At 61.5% G+C, this 577-nt stretch carries 3 pseudogenes; all 3 read left to right on the forward strand.

Annotated features, from left to right (window positions below):
* A pseudogene (locus EH240_RS39585) lies at window positions 1-142 on the forward strand (LacI family transcriptional regulator); the annotation flags it as partial.
* Between the two features lies 1 nt (window position 143).
* Window positions 144-274: pseudogene (locus EH240_RS39590) on the forward strand (gfo/Idh/MocA family oxidoreductase); the annotation flags it as partial.
* 29 nt (window positions 275-303) lie between these two features.
* Window positions 304-577 (forward strand): annotated as a pseudogene (locus tag EH240_RS37385) (acyl CoA:acetate/3-ketoacid CoA transferase); the annotation flags it as partial.

Here is a 577-nt window from a genome sequence, read left to right on the forward strand (position 1 = left end):
AGCTATGGGCAGGCGCGCTGCACACCTCCTTCTGAAGCAGATCAATGCGGGAAAAGCAGATGCGGAGAACATCATTGCGGCGGTCAGGCTGGTCGTCCGCCAGAGTTGTGGAACTGGCCAGAGCAAACCAGAGGGAAGTTAGGATGACGGTTCGATGGGCATTGATCGGTGCGAGCACGATCGCGCGCGAGTGGGTCACTGGTGGTATGCGGGGAAGCCGAGGCAGGTCGTATCAATCGTCAGTTCCAGTGTTGGGCGCGCCAAGACATATGCGCGTCGAACCAGGACTTTGAGCATCCCGCAATGAGCAAGCACATCACCCCCGCCCAAGCCGCCGCCCTCATTCCGGATGATGCTGTCGTGTCGGTCTCGTCCTCGAGCGGGCTCGGTTGCCCGGACCTGATGCTGAAGGCGATCGGCGAACGCTTCGAGGCCGCCGGGCATCCGCGCGACCTGACCATGCTCCACCCGATTGCGGCGGGCGACATGAGCGGCATCAAGGGCGTCGATTACATAGCCCAAAAAGGCCTCTTGAAAACCATCATCGGCGGCTCCTACCCTTCGGGCCCTTCCACCT

The organism is Mesorhizobium tamadayense (assembly GCF_003863365.1).
Taxonomy (GTDB): domain Bacteria; phylum Pseudomonadota; class Alphaproteobacteria; order Rhizobiales; family Rhizobiaceae; genus Mesorhizobium; species Mesorhizobium tamadayense.